15 protein-coding genes and 5 tRNA genes are annotated in these 15945 nt (G+C 64.9%); 6 read left to right on the top strand and 14 right to left on the bottom strand.

Annotated features, from left to right (window positions below; all coding sequences use genetic code 11):
* Nucleotides 1–92: 92 nt before the first annotated feature.
* From CHEID_RS09965 to CHEID_RS09980, 4 genes are all read right to left on the bottom strand, one after another.
* A tRNA-Ser gene (locus CHEID_RS09965) sits at nucleotides 93–183 on the bottom strand.
* Nucleotides 184–302: 119 nt separating this feature from the next.
* A complete protein-coding gene (locus CHEID_RS09970) occupies nucleotides 303–464 on the bottom strand; it encodes a hypothetical protein (protein ID WP_165841653.1) in 162 nt (53 codons plus the stop codon).
* A 25-nt stretch (nucleotides 465–489) separates the two neighbouring features.
* Complete coding sequence (locus CHEID_RS09975; RefSeq protein ID WP_112769088.1) at nucleotides 490–1068, bottom strand: nucleoside deaminase; 579 nt, start codon at nucleotides 1066–1068, stop codon at nucleotides 490–492.
* On the bottom strand, nucleotides 1065–1577 hold the full coding sequence (locus tag CHEID_RS09980) for a tRNA adenosine deaminase-associated protein (RefSeq protein WP_112769089.1): 513 nt from the start codon (nucleotides 1575–1577) through the stop codon (nucleotides 1065–1067). The genes CHEID_RS09975 and CHEID_RS09980 overlap by 4 nt, the downstream gene beginning before the upstream one ends.
* Nucleotides 1578–1625: 48 nt before the next feature.
* Between CHEID_RS09980 and CHEID_RS09985 the strand changes: the two genes are divergently transcribed.
* Complete coding sequence (locus CHEID_RS09985; RefSeq protein ID WP_273661539.1) at nucleotides 1626–2663, top strand: prephenate dehydrogenase; 1038 nt, start codon at nucleotides 1626–1628, stop codon at nucleotides 2661–2663.
* A gap of 161 nt (nucleotides 2664–2824) precedes the next feature.
* Here the strand turns inward: CHEID_RS09985 and CHEID_RS09990 are convergent.
* The 3 genes from CHEID_RS09990 to CHEID_RS10000 form a co-directional block, all read right to left on the bottom strand.
* Nucleotides 2825–2900 (bottom strand) — tRNA-Arg (locus CHEID_RS09990).
* 82 nt (nucleotides 2901–2982) lie between these two features.
* A tRNA-Arg gene (locus CHEID_RS09995) sits at nucleotides 2983–3055 on the bottom strand.
* A 160-nt stretch (nucleotides 3056–3215) separates the two neighbouring features.
* A tRNA-Ser gene (locus tag CHEID_RS10000) sits at nucleotides 3216–3307 on the bottom strand.
* Between the two features lie 84 nt (nucleotides 3308–3391).
* Between CHEID_RS10000 and CHEID_RS10005 the strand changes: the two genes are divergently transcribed.
* Nucleotides 3392–4495: a histidinol-phosphate transaminase gene (locus CHEID_RS10005; RefSeq protein WP_112769091.1), complete on the top strand. Its 1104-nt coding sequence runs from the start codon at nucleotides 3392–3394 to the stop codon at nucleotides 4493–4495.
* 2 nt (nucleotides 4496–4497) lie between these two features.
* A complete protein-coding gene (locus CHEID_RS10010) occupies nucleotides 4498–5259 on the top strand; it encodes a hypothetical protein (RefSeq protein ID WP_112769092.1) in 762 nt (253 codons plus the stop codon).
* An 8-nt stretch (nucleotides 5260–5267) separates the two neighbouring features.
* Here the strand turns inward: CHEID_RS10010 and CHEID_RS10015 are convergent, their stop codons facing one another.
* From CHEID_RS10015 to CHEID_RS10025, 3 genes are all read right to left on the bottom strand, one after another.
* Nucleotides 5268–6062 carry a GDSL-type esterase/lipase family protein gene (locus CHEID_RS10015; protein ID WP_181645883.1) on the bottom strand — a complete coding sequence of 265 codons (795 nt, stop codon included), beginning with the start codon at nucleotides 6060–6062 and terminating at the stop codon, nucleotides 5268–5270.
* A gap of 290 nt (nucleotides 6063–6352) precedes the next feature.
* Nucleotides 6353–7195, bottom strand: coding sequence for a GDSL-type esterase/lipase family protein (locus CHEID_RS10020; protein ID WP_112769094.1), 843 nt, complete (start codon nucleotides 7193–7195; stop codon nucleotides 6353–6355).
* Between the two features lie 143 nt (nucleotides 7196–7338).
* Nucleotides 7339–7423, bottom strand: a tRNA-Ser gene (locus CHEID_RS10025).
* A 150-nt stretch (nucleotides 7424–7573) separates the two neighbouring features.
* On the opposite strand from CHEID_RS10025, the gene CHEID_RS10030 reads away from it, so the two are divergent.
* The gene (locus CHEID_RS10030) at nucleotides 7574–8566 is read left to right on the top strand and encodes an NAD(P)H-quinone oxidoreductase (RefSeq protein WP_112769099.1); all 993 of its coding nucleotides are present in this window, start codon (nucleotides 7574–7576) and stop codon (nucleotides 8564–8566) included.
* Between the two features lie 16 nt (nucleotides 8567–8582).
* Here the strand turns inward: CHEID_RS10030 and CHEID_RS10035 are convergent, their stop codons facing one another.
* On the bottom strand, nucleotides 8583–10016 hold the full coding sequence (locus tag CHEID_RS10035) for an aminotransferase class V-fold PLP-dependent enzyme (RefSeq protein ID WP_238599267.1): 1434 nt from the start codon (nucleotides 10014–10016) through the stop codon (nucleotides 8583–8585).
* A gap of 112 nt (nucleotides 10017–10128) precedes the next feature.
* On the opposite strand from CHEID_RS10035, the gene wzm reads away from it, so the two are divergent.
* Nucleotides 10129–11004 carry a galactan export ABC transporter permease subunit Wzm/RfbD gene (gene wzm, locus CHEID_RS10040; protein ID WP_112769095.1) on the top strand — a complete coding sequence of 292 codons (876 nt, stop codon included), beginning with the start codon at nucleotides 10129–10131 and terminating at the stop codon, nucleotides 11002–11004.
* 55 nt (nucleotides 11005–11059) lie between these two features.
* Nucleotides 11060–11851: a galactan export ABC transporter ATP-binding subunit Wzt/RfbE gene (gene wzt, locus CHEID_RS10045; RefSeq protein ID WP_112769096.1), complete on the top strand. Its 792-nt coding sequence runs from the start codon at nucleotides 11060–11062 to the stop codon at nucleotides 11849–11851.
* Here the strand turns inward: wzt and CHEID_RS10050 are convergent.
* From CHEID_RS10050 to CHEID_RS10060, 3 genes are read right to left on the bottom strand one after another with little or no spacing between them, the layout of a single operon-like run.
* Nucleotides 11848–13338 (bottom strand): cryptochrome/photolyase family protein, encoded by a 1491-nt coding sequence (locus CHEID_RS10050; RefSeq protein ID WP_273661133.1) that lies wholly within the window; start codon nucleotides 13336–13338, stop codon nucleotides 11848–11850. The genes wzt and CHEID_RS10050 overlap by 4 nt on opposite strands.
* Nucleotides 13335–14489, bottom strand: a complete 1155-nt coding sequence (locus CHEID_RS10055; protein ID WP_112770334.1) for a CNNM domain-containing protein — start codon at nucleotides 14487–14489, stop codon at nucleotides 13335–13337. The genes CHEID_RS10050 and CHEID_RS10055 overlap by 4 nt, the downstream gene beginning before the upstream one ends.
* The gene (locus CHEID_RS10060) at nucleotides 14490–15926 is read right to left on the bottom strand and encodes a hemolysin family protein (RefSeq protein WP_112770335.1); all 1437 of its coding nucleotides are present in this window, start codon (nucleotides 15924–15926) and stop codon (nucleotides 14490–14492) included.
* Nucleotides 15927–15945: the final 19 nt, after the last annotated feature.

Consider the following 15945-nt stretch of genomic DNA (forward strand, 5'->3'; position numbering starts at 1 on the left):
GACTAACCGACCTCCGAGAGAAGAAAAGGGGGATGACCAAACCCCAGCCTGCGGAAGCGGTCTTCCACGGGCTGGGGGGTACGGCCATCTCATGGCGGTGGCGAGGGGATTTGAACCCCTGGTTGGGGATTACCCAACACTCGCTTTCGAGGCGAGCACCTTCGGCCGCTCGGACACGCCACCAGTGAAGTTGGTTCACTGCTAGTGAACCTGACCCAGGGTAACACCGGGGTTGAGGGCAGCAAAAAAGCCGCTCCCGGCCGAAGTGATCCGATCGGGGGCGGCCTTTAGGTGTGGGGGCTTTACTCGCCGCCGAGGGCCTTGTCGATGCCCTTGTCCACGCCTTCCTTCACCTTGTCGGCCTTGCCGCCATCGACGCGCTGGTCGACCTGACCGTGGGCGGCATCCTTGATCTTGTCGCTGTTGTCGCCGGCCATTTCCTTAGCCTTATCCATGAAACCCATATAACTACACTCCTTGAAAAAACTTTTATTCGTTCGGTTCGCGCCCGTAGGCACCCTCAACCGTAGTTGCGCCCGGCCCGGCTGCGCCACCGCCTCGGCGCAAAGAGTGGAAAAACCGCTGCATGAGGCGCTCGCAGTCCGGCGCGAGGACGCCGCCAGTGACCTCGGCGCGGTGGAGGGGGGACTCCCGGGGCAAGTCCCACACACTGCCACAGGCCCCCGTTTTCGGTTCGTAGGCGCCAAAGACGATCTCCCCCACCCGAGCGCCCAGCGCCGCACCCGCGCACATGGAGCACGGCTCCAAGGTCACCACCAGAGTGCACTGGGTTAGGCGCCAGGCATCGCCGAGTGCACGGGCCGCCCGACGTAGGGCGAGAATCTCCGCGTGGGCCGTGGGGTCCGCGTCCGCTTCCCGCCGGTTTGTTGCCGCGGCCAGTTCTGTACCCGCTGGCCCAACCACGATCGCGCCGACGGGCACATCCCCATCGGGCGTGCCTGCGGCGACGTCCAGTGCCCGGCGCATGAGGGTTTCCCGCCTGCGCAGAGGCAGTGGGCGGGGCAGGCCGGCCCCGATCGAGGCAAAGCCCCCCTCCTGTGGCTTCATTCCAGTTCGAGGTCGGCGACCTGGGCCAGTTCCTCCGCGAATCCCAGCTCCTCGGCCACGCGGAGCAGTTGTTCGGAGGCGTAGAGCTCCTCATCGTCGAAGATCACGCTGAGTACCTGCTCGGAGGCGCCCAGGTCCTCCAGGAGGTCGAACTCCCCCTCCGGCCAGGGTTCTTCGGACTCCTCCGCTTCCTGCTCGTCGGGGGTATCCACGTCCAACTCGTCCAGCATGTCCGTGGCGAGGTAGTCGTCGAGCGCGGCCGTGGCGTCCGAAATAAGCAACCGGACCTTGCCGGGAACGGGGCGGATAATGGCGCACCAATCGTCGTCCACACACACCAGGCCCACGACGGGACCTTCGGATCGGGAACTGCGCAGATGGCTGGCCAGCTCGTCCAGGCTGTTGGTGGCGGAGTCCGGCAGCTCCCGGACCTCCCAGTGGGCCCCGTCGCTGAGGGCCGCGACGGCGAAGGTTGGGCCGTCGAGCTCGTCATCTGCGTAGTCTGTCATGCCCCCCAACGGTAGTAGCGTTGTGCCAAACTGGGTAGCGTGAATGCGATTTCGAAGCCCACGCCGGTTAATCCGCGTCTCAGCAGTCTGCCGGGCGAGAGCTTCCCCGTGTGCATCATCGGGTTGGGGTTGATCGGGGGGTCCCTGATGCGGGATTTGGCGGCTGCGGGGTGGCCGGTTTTCGGGTGGAATCGCAGCGCGCACACGGTGAAGGTCGCAAACCGCAGTGGGTTTGATGTTTCGGGGGATTTGGACGCCACCCTCCGGCGCGCCGAGGCGGAGAAGGCGCTGGTGGTCCTCGGTGTCCCCATGCCCGCGCTACCGCGCATGCTGGAGGCCATTGCACAGTATGCGCCCTCCGTGGGCTTCACGGATGTGACCAGCGTGAAGGCCGAGGTCCACGAGTTGGTGGAGCAACACGGGTTGACCGACCGCTTCGTCGGCGGGCACCCCATGGCGGGGACCGCCAACAGTGGGTGGGATGCAACGATGAGTGGGCTCTTCGACGGTGCCGTATGGGTCATTACATATGACAACGCCAAGAACCGGGGCCAGAGGGGAGCCCGATTGTGGCTGGATACATGGCGCAGAACGGTGCAGATGGCCGAGGCCGTGGGGGCGGCCGTGGTGCCCACGGTGGCGCGACGGCACGATTCGGCGGTGGCCCGGATCTCCCACCTGCCACACGTCTTGGCCGAGGCTTTGGCCGTGACGGGGGACATGGGGGGACCGCTGAGCTTGACGCTCGCGGCGACGAGTTTTCGCGATGGCACGAGGGTGGCTGGGACGGAACCGGAGCTGGTGCGGGCAATGTGCGAGAACAACAGGGAAGCCCTGGTGAAGGCCTTGGACGAGGCGCTCGCGCTGCTGCAGAGAGCCCGGGAGGACATCGCTTCCCCCGGCCAAGACCTGCACCGCCTAGCCACGGAGGGCCACGCCGCGCGAATGCGGTTCGAGGCGCGTGCCGGGCGCAAGGTCAAGGATGCCCCGCGTCGGCCCATCATTCGGGTCCAGCCCGGCGCGCCGGGCTGGACGGATCAGTTGAGCAGCGCCGAATCCATGGGTGCGCAGATCGGCATCTTCTGACTTTTTCGCCCCACAGGGCGCTTGGGGGGCGCGGGAACCCGGTTTTGTAAGGCTTTTGCAGTTTTGCTCAAAAGCTTTACGAAAAAAGGGGGGCGCTTTGCGTAATATATGGGCATCATCGCACGGAAAAGGGCCCTGCCTGATCGGCAAGGCCAGTAGAGTGGTGCGCCCGGAGGGATTCGAACCCCCAACCTTCTGATCCGTAGTCAGATGCTCTATCCGTTGAGCTACGGGCGCAACGAAGCTTTACAGTACACCCGCACTCGGTGGCCACCAAATTATTGCCAATTCCCCAGTTGAGGTGCGATTTTATCCAGTGTGCGCCCGGAGGGATTCGAACCCCCAACCTTCTGATCCGTAGTCAGATGCTCTATCCGTTGAGCTACGGGCGCATAGGGTACTCCAACGAGGTGCAACATCCGGGCACGTTCCCATACGGACCACCACAGGCGCACCACACGCCCCACAACACTATCCGCGGTTGTATGCCCCGAGCCTCACCACAAGATCTCGGGCAACCTGGGCAGCCTCGGTTGTTGTTCCTCGTCGGAGTGGCGGAGACGAGAGGATTTGAACCTCCGGTCCCCTGTGAGGGGGACAACTCATTAGCAGTGAGCCCCATTCGGCCGCTCTGGCACGCCTCCACTGATCACTAGCGTGATCGGCGTTGAGTTTACACATGGCCCTCGGGTGGCTCCAAAAGGGGTCCGGGCGGGTACGCTAGCCCCATGATCCGCAGCGACCTGGCTGGAGTGCCACCGTATGTTCCCGGGAAAAAGCCACCTCACGCACTGGTGGTCGCCAGTAACGAGACCACCCAGGGGCCGCTGCCCTCCGTCGCCCAGGCCATCGCAGACGCCGCCGGTGCGGTCAATCGTTATCCGGACATGTCCGTCACTGCCCTTCGCGCCGCCATAGCGGCTTGGTTCGCCAAGTCCGCCGAGGGGCTGCGGATCGATATGGACAACATCGCCACCGGCAACGGCTCCACCGCACTGTGCCAGCAGGCCATTCAGGCGACGTGTCACGACGGCGACGAGGTCCTCTTCGCGTGGCGCAGCTTCGAGGCCTACCCCATCCTCTCCCAGGTGGCGGGCGCGAAACCCGTTATGGTGCCGCTGACGGAAGATCACCGGCACGACTTCCCGGCGATGCTGAAGGCCATCACGGATCGCACTCGCCTCATCTTCGTGTGCAACCCCAACAATCCCAGCGGGACGGTGATGACCCACGCGGAAGTCCTCGATTTCCTCCACCAGGTTCCGCAGCGGATCACCGTCATCCTGGACGAGGCTTACATGGAGTACGACCGCAGCCCGGAGGCGGTGAATGCGGCGGAAATCCTGCGCCTTTTCCCCAACGTGGCCGTGTGCCGGACGTTCTCCAAAGCCTACGGCTTGGCCGGGTTGCGGCTGGGCTACATGGTGGGCGGGGCCGAATTCATCATGGCCGTGAATAAGGTGGCCTTGCCCTTCGGGGTCAATGCCCTGGCGCAGGCAGCCGGTCTGGCCAGCATCGATGCCACCGATGATGAGCTGAAAGATCGGGTGGACGCCACGGTCACCCAGCGCGAGCGACTACTTCAAGCCGTGCCGGAAGAGCTTCGCATCCCGAGCCAGGGGAACTTCATCCTGCTGCCGCTCGGCGCGCAGGCAGAAGCAGTGGATGCAGAGCTGAAAAAGGAAGGCGTTGTGGCCCGCTGCTTCCCCGGGGAGGGAGTGCGCATTACTGCGACGACCGCCGAGGAGACAGATAAGGTCATTGCGGCGTTGACGCCCGCGCTGGCAACTGTTGGCGGCGCCCGGTGGGGTGGGCGTCCCCAAGAATCCTGAGCATGTTGGACCCCACCCGCATCCCCCATGTCATGGCCGCGCTCCAACGGACCTGGGAAGCGCAGCCAAACCTCACGCTGACGGAATTGCTGGCGAGGCTGGCGGCCCGCGGGGTTAGCCGGGTGACCACCGACGAGGAATTCCTTGCACTGCTGGGGCAGGAGATCGCTGAGCACCCCGAGAAGATCGAGGGTGCCGCAGCGGAGATTGAGGTGCGCGCGATCGTGCGGACCGAGGGCCCGGCGCGGACCTTTACAATCGACCCCTGGGTGGTAGCCACCCACGGGTATGCTCCGCGGGCCCACCGCAACGCTGCCCGGAGCGGTGCGCAACAGCGAGCCCCGGAGCAGCCGACCGCGTGGGACTATCGCTCCATCGACCGCTGCCGCCCTGGCGCTCCACTGCGCATCACAGATGCCAACGGGGTGCAGCAACGGCTGGGGGTCGTGCGCGAGCTGCAGGTCATCGAACGCGGATTGGCGCACGAGGAACCTCCAGCTCCGGTGGACCTCAGCGGGCTGCGCCGGGGATCGGACGGCGCCCACTCGGCGTGGCTGGTGCTGTTTTCCACAGGAAGCACTGTGCTGGCGGAGCACCGCCTGCACGTGGCCCGGGTTGGCGGGCGGCACGTAGAGTTTGCCGCCCATCCATGGGTGGAGCTGCGCCAGTGCCGTGTGGGGGCGGAGCTGCGGGTGGACTCACCTGTCTCCGTGGACTGGAGCGGCCTAGGACTCGTCCGGCGCATCACCCCGTTGCGGGCATAGACCGCGGGCTAGACCGCCTTCGCCACTTGGGTGGCGACGAAATCGGAACCGGCGTGGCTGGGGTGGAACATCATGTGGTAGTCCGGAGTAGTGGTATCGATCACACCAGCAACCCAACGCTCCTGGTCAGCAGCGCAGGAGTTGTGATCGGCAGAGGGATCCTTGACTTCCACGTAGCGGGCGCCAATCTCCCGGGAAGCATCAATCTGGTTTTGACGATTCCAATTTTCTGCGTCGCGCAGGATAGGGATTGGAAACCCGGCTGGCATGTTAGGCACCACGTTGACCGAGCAATACATGGCCGAAACAGGATCGGAAACCGACAGCTGTCCTTGGATGACGAGCTGAGCATTGGGGGCAACACTTCGGATACGATTTGCAGCTTCGTGCATGTCTGCGATGTATGCGGCTCGGACGGCGCCAGGATCGGCTACGTTAACCCCGTCGTTGACAGCAAAAGGCCCAAAGTTGTTCATACCGAGGGCCAAGACCACAGAACGAGTTCCAGGATGGATATCTCCGGTCCGAATGGCGGAGTCCACCCGGGTCAGGGCACTGCGAGAAGTCTGAGCGGTACAAGACCAGTCATCCACGGCAAGCTTGGTTTTTTCTGCGAGCAGTCGCGGGGCATTGTCCGGCGCCTGAAGACATCCTTCACGGGACGGGTAGCCGTCCATGGCCGCTGGGTTGAATCCTCGGGAGAAGTTGCGGGCCTGGTCGGGATTGGCGGTGAAACTATCGCCGAAATAAACGACGTTACCCTGTGGCGCAGCCTGGACGGGAGCGTTAGTCAGGGTCGACACCGCAGCGCATGCTACGAGTGCAGCAGCCAGATTTTTTCTATTCATAGTTGAAGTTCATCCTCCTGGCTTACCCCCTTCTCGGGCATGCCCATGGTTCGTGAAAAGTAGGCGTCAAGCGTTCCGGGCCACGTCTACGACGGGTGATCGAGCTAATGCCCAAGCTGTTCTAGTATGTCAAGACTTGGCCAGATAAAGTAAACTCGCCAACTTGCCGGGCAACTCCAGTTCGGGGAGCTTTACGCAACTGTGCTTTACCGGTCGCTATCCCCGGGGTTTCCACTGACAAGTCCTCAAACAGATTTGGCAACTTCACCGGCGACGAATTCGGAACCTGCACGGCTCGGGTGGAACATCATATGGTAGTCGGGCGTCGTCGTATCGACGACTCCTGCTACCCATCGCTCCTGGTCAGGAGCGCACGAACTATGACCGGCGGAAGGGTCTTTAATTTCTACGAATCGAGCGCCGATCTCTCTTGCAGCCGTGCGCTGAGCGTCCCGCGAAAAGTTCTCGATGTCCCGAAGAAGCGGGATGGGGAATCCTCCTGGCAGGTTCGGGACCACGTTAACTGAGCAGTACATTGCGGATGCTGGGTCGCTCACCGAGAGTTGGCCTTGGACAAGGATTTTCGCGTTCGGAGCCACTCCGCGAATTTTCTCGGCTGCCGCCTTCATATCCCCGATCATGCCGTTCTTGACTGCCCCCGGATCGAGGATATTAGTGCCCTCGGCTACACCCGCAGGGCCGTAGTTGTTGATGCCTACAGCCAAAACGACTGCTCGCGTGTTCGGGTTCAGGTCTCCCGTTTGGACAGAGCGATCTAGTCGGCCAAGCATCGAGCGGGATGTCTGACCCGCACACGACCAATCAGCCACCGCCAGTCCGGTTTTCTGTGCTAGTAAACGTGGAGCATTGTCAGGGGTCTGGAGGCAGCCCTCGGTTGTTGGGGTTCCCTGGCGCGCGACATCTGGGCTCACCCCGTTGGCCAGCACTCGCCAGAAATCCGGGTTGGCAGTGAAACTATCCCCCGCGTATACGACATTTCCACCCGGCGCTGCCTGAGCCGGCGCTGCGGTGAACATCCCGCAACCTGCAATTACAGCAGCAGCGATGCCGCCCAGCTTGTTTCTCATGACGTCCCAATCCTTCGTTGGAGGCTAGCTTTCTGACATGTCCCGTACAAGATTCATCGAGAGAATATAGGAGAACGTTACTTGCGCGCTAGACGAAATTCAGACGCCTCCCCCAACTTAGGGAGCTTTCGCGGGTCTGTGAGCGGAAGTAGAGGGATTTGAACCCCCGGACGGTTTCCCGTCGCTGGTTTTCAAGACCAGTGCATTCGGCCGCTCTGCCATACTTCCCGGAGCACCAACCACTACTCAAACCTGCAGAAGGTGCCAGTAGAGCTCACCTTATCGCACTACCCAGTCCTACTGAATCACAAGCCCAGTTGACTATTCGCACCACAGGATGAATGTGACCCTGGCTACAGTGGGGCCATGGGCACGCTAATGCACGCCATCCGCCAGGCCGGCTCCAACGGCCCCTCCTCCCTCCACTGGGGCTCGGCCGAACGCCCCCGCCCCGCCGATGGGGAAGCCCTGGTCCGCATCACCCACGCGGGTGTCAATCGCGCCGACACGCTGCAGGCGCAGGGGCACTATCCCCCGCCACCGGGGGTCACAGACATTCTCGGACTGGAGGGCGCGGGCCTCATCGAGGATCCCAACAACGGCACCCGTCCGGACGGGACCCCGTGGAAAGCCGGGGATGAGGTGGCCTTCCTCCTTTCCGGCGGAGGCTACGCCGAGTACGCCGCCGTTCCCCACGGCCAGCTCCTCCCCATTCCCGCCGGGTTCAGCCTGGAACAGGCCGCAAGCGTGGTGGAAGTTGCCTGCACCGTCTGGAGCAACATCTGCATGACCGCCCATCTCCGCGAGGGGCAGCGCATCCTGTTCCACGGCGGAGGCGGTGGCATCGGCCTCTTCGGACTCCAGTTGGCCAAGGCCCTGGGCGCGACGGTGGCGACCACGGCCGGTTCCGCCGAGAAGCTCGCCACTTGCCAGGAGTACGGCGCAGACATCCTCATCAACTACCGGGAGGAGGACTTTGCTGGAGTCCTAGCCAGGTGCGGGGGCGTGGACGTCATCCTGGACATCATCGGCGCCAAATACCTCGCCCGTAATATCGATGCGCTGGCCCCCGACGGTCACCTCGTGATCATCGGTATGCAGGGCGGGGTGCGGGCCGAACTGCCGATTAACAAGCTGCTGGCCAAGCGGGGCAACATCTCCGCTACGGGTCTGCGCTACCGAGACCGGGAAGACAAGGCGCGGGTGGTGCGGGAGACCGTGTCCAATGTGTGGCCGATGCTGGAAGACGGGCGAATCCGCTGCCACATCGACCGCGTCATCCCCGCCGAACAGGCCGCCGCAGCGCACCGCGCACTGTTGTCCGGGGAGGTCACGGGCAAGATCGTCCTGAAGCTGCCGGAGGCGCATTAGCCGCTGGGGGGCGGAACTACTGGCTCAGAGAGGCCACCGCGCGCAGCAGCTGATCCACGTCGTGGTGGGTATTGAACACGTTGAGGCCCACGCAAATGGCCCCGTCGTTCTGCTCGAACACGCCCATATGCCGAAATAGCTCGCTGTCCCCGGGGCGCACCACGGTGGTCAGCACCCCGCTGCCCAGCAACCGCTGATGGACCACCTGCACAGGCACCCCCGCCACCACAAAACTCAACCGGGGCAGCCGATCCACGTGGTCATAACCGCTGGTATCTTCCGCATCCCCGTCCACACCGATGATGTGCACCCCGCCCTGGGCCTGCAGACCGTCTAGGAGGTGGCGGGTGAGTCCGTGAAGGTAGCGCTCGGCCTCCGGCAGCGAGGTTTTCAATCGACGACGCCGAGTCCCGCGCGCTTCCTCATCTAATCCCCCGAGGTGTTCCACCGTCGCCGGCACACCGCCCAGCAACCCCTCGCTGAGGCCCCCCGCTTCCAGCAGCGCTCGCGCCCGCACGGAAACCTCTGGCACGTCGGCACCCGCCGCCTGGGCCAGCCCAGTGGAGGTGGCTGTGGCGGGGAAGCGTTCTGCGCTCTCGAACGGGGTCACCTGCTTCCCCCGGCGGCCGCGCCGCCCGGTACCCCGGGCATAGGGGGTGGTGCCCAGCCCCCAACTCTGCGCTGCCGTGAGATGTCGCGGCAGCGTCGCGGCGATGGCGTCCACATCCCGAAATATCAATGCGCCGACATCCGGGCCGCCGAGGGCCTTGACGTCCACGGTCAAAATATCCGCCCCCAAAGCATCCACATCGATGGGCCGGAAGGGGGCGGCGGCGGTGACATCCACGACCAAGACCCCGGGGGACGTGGCCCGAAGCGTCTGGGCGATGGAGCGAACGTCCGTGACCGTGCCCACATACGAGTTTGCCGCGGCGACGGCCACCACGGCCGTATCGGGGGTGATCAGCTCCGCGAACTGCCAGGCCGGCAGGATTCCCGTGGCCAGGTCCGGCTCTGCCCACCGCACCCGAGCGCCGTAGAGGTCGGCCGCGCGGTGCCAGGGGCGGAAGTTGTCCGCGTCGTCGATGCGGGAGAGCACGACCTCCTGCCCCAAGCGCAATTTGCGACTCATCAGGCTGGCCAACTGATCCACCAACACCGCCCGGGAAGGACCCAAGATGACGCACTCCGGGCGAGCCCCCGTGAGGTCCGCAATGGCCGTTCGCGCGGCGTCGATAAAAGACTCCCCAATCCGACGGCCCGGGTGGGGCACGCGGGAATGGGAACCGCTGGCAGCTTCCGGGGGCGCCAACAGCGGGGCGATGCGAAACGAGCGACTGACCGCTGCGGATACCCGCTCCGGAATTTGCGGGTTATCCTGCGCGTTCATGTAAACCCAACCGTCGGAGAGGGAGTTGTAGAGCCCGCGCACCCGGGGGTTATCGAACATGTCAGGCTCCTCTCGGCATCGTGGTCAACCCACACGATAGTAGCCAGATCGCAGGACCGTAGCCATGGCGCAGGCTCGGATTGGCAGGCCGGGGCGGTACACTTTATAACCCATGAGTACGTCCCCAGACCTCGCGCGCATCACCGCTGCCGCCAGCGGCGAGCACCCCGCTTCGAGGTCCACCACCTTCTCGGCAGCATGGAAGGACCTCCGCCAGGGGTTTGGACAGCGCGAACTGTGGCTGGCCCTGGGATGGCAGGACATCAAACAGCGCTACCGACGCTCCACCCTGGGCCCCCTGTGGATCACCATCGCCACGGGTGTGATGGCCTTTGCCTTGGGGCTGCTGTACTCCCAGCTATTCGGCATGAACATCGCCGAGTTCCTTCCCCACGTGGCCGTGGGCCTGATCATGTGGGGATTTATCGCCGGCTGCATCAAGGACGGCTCGGAGGTGTTCATCGCCAACGAGGGGCTGATCAAGCAGCTACCCAGCGCGCTCTCTGTCCACGTGTACCGCCTGGTCTGGCGCCAATTCCTATTCTTGCTGCACAACCTGGTGATCTGGGTGGCCTTGTTGCTCATCTTCCAGATACCCGTGGGCTGGAAAGTGCTCTACGCCGTACCCGCGATGGCGGTCCTCGTGGCCAACGGGGTGTGGGTCACCATGTTCTTCGGCATCGTCGCCACCCGCTTCCGGGACGTCGCGCCGCTGCTGGATTCGCTGGTGCAGCTGGCCTTCTACATGACCCCCATCGTGTGGACCGCCAAGACCCTGGAACGCCAGGGCGGGGCGGTAGCGGAACGGGCCTTCCTGGCGAAGCTGAACCCGCTTTACCACTATCTCGAGATCGTCCGTGCGCCCATGATTCACGAGCCCCTGGACCCCATGAGCTGGTGGGTCGTGCTGGGGTTCACCGGCGTGGGCCTACTGCTGGCGCTCCTGGCGATGAAACAGTGGCGGTTCCGAGTGAGCTACTGGGTATAAGGGCAATGCCAACAGCGACCCCGCCTGTGGCCGGGAAAGGACGAGTGAACAACCCGTGGTAAGCATCGACACTTACGACGCCTGCGTGGACTTCCCCATCTTCGACGCCAAATCCCGCTCGATGAAGCAGACCTTCCTCGGTGCCGCCGGGGGAAGCATCGGGCGCAACAGCTCCAACACCGTCATGGTGGAGGCCTTAAAGAACGTCAACCTGCACCTTCAAGAGGGCGACCGGGTCGGGCTCGTTGGCCACAACGGGGCCGGGAAGTCCACGCTGCTGCGGCTGCTGTCCGGGATCTACGAGCCGACCCGCGGGTCCGCCGTGGTGCGCGGCCGCGTGGCCCCGGTGTTCGACCTCGGCGTGGGCATGGACCCGGAAATTAGCGGCTACGAGAACATCGTGATTCGGGGCCTCTTCCTGGGCCAGTCCCGCAGGGCCATGAAGCGCCGGATGGACGAGATCGCGGAGTTCAGCGAGCTCGGCGAGTACCTCTCCATGCCCCTGCGCACCTATTCCACCGGCATGCGCATCCGGTTGGCCCTGGGTGTGGTGACCTCCATCGAGCCGGAGATCCTCTTGCTGGATGAAGGAATCGGGGCGGTGGACGCGGCCTTCATGGCCAAGGCCCGCCGCAAGCTGACGGAGATGGTCAGCCGCTCCGGGATCCTGGTGTTCGCCTCCCACTCCAACGAGTTCCTCGCCCAGCTTTGCGATACCGCCCTGTGGATCGACCACGGGGAGGTACGCCAGGCGGGCGAGGTGGATGAGGTCGTGGGGGCCTACGAGGGCCCGGAGGCGCGGGATCACGTGCGCCGCGTGCTCAAGGAGCTCGGCCGGGCGAGCTAGCCGACCACCCGCGCCTCGGCCTTCACGTCCTCGTAGGCGGCCAGCGCCGTCTTCCGGGACTCCTTCACGTCCACCTGCGGTTCGGGGTAGGCCGGGGTGAACCGCTCCGGCACCCAGCGTTTGACGTACTCCGCATCCGGGTCGACCTTCTCCTCCTGCGTCAGTGGATTGAAGATGCGGAAGTAGGGGCTGGCATCATCGCCACAGCCCGCGACCCACTGCCAGTTGAATGGGTTGGAAGCCGGATCGGCGTCCACTAGCGTGTCCCAAAACCACTCCTCACCGTGGCGCCAATGGATGCCCAGGTTCTTCGTCAGCCAGGAGCCAACGACCATGCGGACCCGGTTGTGCATCGTCCCGGTGTGCCACAGCTCCCGCATCCCGGCATCCACCAACGGAACCCCAGTCAAGCCCCGCTGCCATTCCCGCAGTTGCTCGGCGTGCTCTGCCTCCGGCAGTTGCATCGGGTCCTGCGGATCCGGCCCCGGCGCCCAGGCCCAGGGGAAGTTATCGAACTGTCGGCGCACATTGGTCCGCGCCATGTCCGGCAGCACCGCCAGCCGATGCGCGGCGAAGTCCCGCCACAGCAGCTCCTGCTGAAAGGTGCGCATCGGCTTCTCCTCAGCCTCCTCGTGGGCCAGCGCATCCTCGGCGGCGACCCACAGGCGGGCGACACTGATCTCCCCAAACCGCAGGTGAGGGGATAGGTTGCTCGTCGCAGGAACCGCCGGGAAGTCCCGACGCGTCGCGTAGTCGCCGAACTGGCCCTGGTGGTCTAAGAACCTCGCCAAACGCTCGTGGGCGCCGTCCTCCCCGGGCTGCCACGCCTCTCGGAAACCCGCGGCCCAATCCCGCTCGGTATCCAGCAGGCCGAGTTCCTCCACCTTCCCCGCACCCGTCGGCAGCTCCAGCCGCGCGCCGTCCCCCACCGGCTGCGGCGGGTCCCCCAGCCGCCCACCCACCCCAGCGGCCTCCAGGACCTCCCGGGCCCGGCGCGCAAAGGGGGTGTACACCTTGAAAGTCTTGTGATCGTTCGTCTGAATACTGCCGGGCTCTGTGAGGTAATGGCCCTCATAGGTGCGGATCTCCGCTGGCCCCGCGAGGGTCTTTTCCAGCTCCTCGCGCACCTGTGCGTCCAACTCCACCAGCGGTTGGTGGTAACGGTCGTGCCACACTGCCCGGGTGGCACCCACGTCGGCCGCCAGCTCGGGCACGATCGTGCGGGGATCCCCGGCGCGCACGAACAGGGGAATTCCCAGCTCGGCCAGCTTCTCCCGATGGCGCGTCAAGCTGTGGTGCAGCCACCACTTACTGGCTGCCCCCAATGGCCGGGTGCGCGCCGCCCTGGCGTCCTCAAGAACAAAGAGGGCAACCACGCCCCCACCGGATTCGGAATCGCCGGCCTCCCGGGCCCACGCGGCGGCCTGACGCAGGGGCAGGTGATCGGCCGTGCGCAGGTCCTCGCGAAACCACACCAGAGTGGTCATTTCTGCCCTTCCGTCGTCCTGGCCCCGGCGGCAGCGGAGGAAGCGTGCCCGCCCTCCCGCACGGCCCCCCGATCCCGAGCCTGGGCGCCGCTTACTCGCGCCCGCAGTTCCTGGGCGGCCTCCCCGGAGGGCAGCAACGTCGTCACGATGGAGCTCAGGGTGATGGCTCCCACGAACTCCTTACCCCGGGTGACCACCGCAATGTGCTCGCTTCGGTCGCGCATCGTGGTGAGGGCCTCGTAAACCAGTTTGTCGGCGTCCAGCGTCAACACCGGCCGGACGTGGGGAGCCACCGGCGCCGCCAAGTCCTCGTTGAAGGTATCCCGCACATGCACCACCCCGGTGGGCACCTGGGTCTTCGCCGGCGCCGCCTTGCCCCCCGTGCGCTGCAGCACCAGCAGGCGCTTGCTGTTGTGCTCGGCGGAGGCTTTACGCACCGCGCCGCAGGTGGCGTCCCCCGGCACGACGACCGGTTGCTTGGCCTCCTGGACCAGCTCCGCGATCTTGATCCGCTGCAGGTCCACCAGGCCAGTGATCTGCTCTTCGATGTCGTGGGTGATGGACCCGGCAGAGGCGGAGAGCTCCACCAACTGCCGGATCGTATCGATATCCCGGCCCCCCACGGCGGCGCGGTCCACGGGCTCCACCCCCGAGGCCTTCACCATGCGGTTGGCCAGGAAGTTCACGAACACGAGGATCGGCCGGGTCAGCCAGATGAAGGCCCGCGACGGTAGGGCCACCAGCTTGGCGGAACGCTCCGGGTGCGTAATGGCCCAGCTCTTCGGGGCCATCTCCCCCACCACGAGGTGCAGGAAGGTGACGAAGAGCAGGGCGAGAACGAAGCTCACCGCGCTGGTTACCCCCTCCGGCAGGCCCACGGCGTGGATGGGCTTTTCCAGCAGGTGGTGCACGGCCGGCTCGGTGATGGCACCGAGGGCGAAGGTGCAGGCGGTGATGCCGAGCTGGGATCCGGCGAGCATGATGGTCAGCTCGTTGACACCGCGCAGGGCGGCGCGGGCGGCGCGGGAGTTCTCCGCATCCATCTCCAGGCGGTTGCGGCGCGCCCCGAGCAGGGAGAATTCGAGGACAACGAAGAAAGCGCTGCCAATGATGAAAACAATGGTCAGCAATAGGGCGAGCGATGGATTCATCTAGCGCACCTCCTGGCCATCGTCGTCGTATTCGGCTCGGTCGCCCGGTCGGTCCGCACTGAGGTCCTCGTGGTCTTGGTCTGTGTCAGGGTTGGTGAGGTGGATGAGCTCCACCCGAACTTGGCTGGGCACGAAGCGGTCGATCTCCAATACGGTGAGGTGGAGTTGGCGGCCGATCTGCTCGTCTTCGGCGTATTCGCGCGGATCCACGGGCAGGACCACTTCCACGTCCTCCCCCACTGCGGGCAGGTCCCCGAGCTCGGTGATGAGCAGGCCACCCAGGGTTTCCACGTCCACTGCGGGCAGGTCGTGGCCGATGGCGCGCTCGACCTCGTCGAGGTGCACGTCCCCGCCCATGGTCCAGGTGTTTTCGTCGATCTCGACGATGAGCTGTTCCGGTTCGTCGTCGTGCTCGTCGTGGATTTCGCCGACGAGCTCTTCGGCTAGGTCTTCGATGGTAATGACACCGGAGAACACGCCGTATTCGTCGATCACGCACGCGATCTCGTCGCGACTGGTCTTCAGCAACTCCAGGGCGTCCGGCAACATCATGACGGTGGGGACCACCACGGGTTCCCGCATGACTTCGGAGATGGGGGTCTCATCGGCGATGTCCGGGTCCAGCACGTCGGCGAGGTGGACCACGCCGAGGGGTTGCTCGTCGTCGCTGACCACGGGGTAGCGGCTGTGGTCGGTCACCATCATCTGGCGGATGGCCCCCACCCCCACCTCGGCGCCGACGGTGCCGACGTTGGAGCGCGGGATCATGGCGTGTTCCACGTCCCGTTCGGGGAAGTCCAGGATGCGGTCGAGGAGGATGGAGACGTCCTCCGGCAGGTCCCCGGATTCGCGGGAGTCCGCGACGATGCGGGTGAGGTCGTCCGATGTTGCGGTGGCGTCCACGTCCTCCACCGGTTTGATGCCGAAGAGGCGAAGGACGCCGTTGGATGCCCACTCGAAGAAGGAAATGAGCCAGCCAAAGAGGCCCAAATAGATTCTTGTGGACGCCGCCAGCCCCTTCGCGAGCGGTTCTGGATTGGCCACTGCCAGGTTCTTCGGGTATAGCTCGCCGATGACCATCTGCACGATGGTGGCGACAGCCAGCGTTGCCACCGTAGCTGCTGTTACGGCTGTCGCGTTGTCGCTGTCTCCGGTAATGAGTTGCCCGAGCGCGCCACCTACCATGGGCCCACCCACCAAACCAACCAGAAGACCTGTCACCGTGATACCCAGCTGAGCGCCAGACAGCATGAAAGATGTGCGTTTTGTTACCTGCAGCGTTCGAGCCGCGGCTTTGTCGCCCTGGTCGGCGAGCGCCGCGAGGCGGGCGCGGTCCACCGACATGAAAGCGAATTCTTGGGCCACGAAGTAGCCGTTGGCTGCGATGATGAGCAGGATGAGCAGGATTCCTGCGATCAGGGACAGCACTGCGCTCATCGGCTACCGCCCCGATCGG

The sequence above is a fragment of the Corynebacterium heidelbergense genome, from assembly GCF_028609845.1.
Classification (GTDB): domain Bacteria; phylum Actinomycetota; class Actinomycetes; order Mycobacteriales; family Mycobacteriaceae; genus Corynebacterium; species Corynebacterium heidelbergense.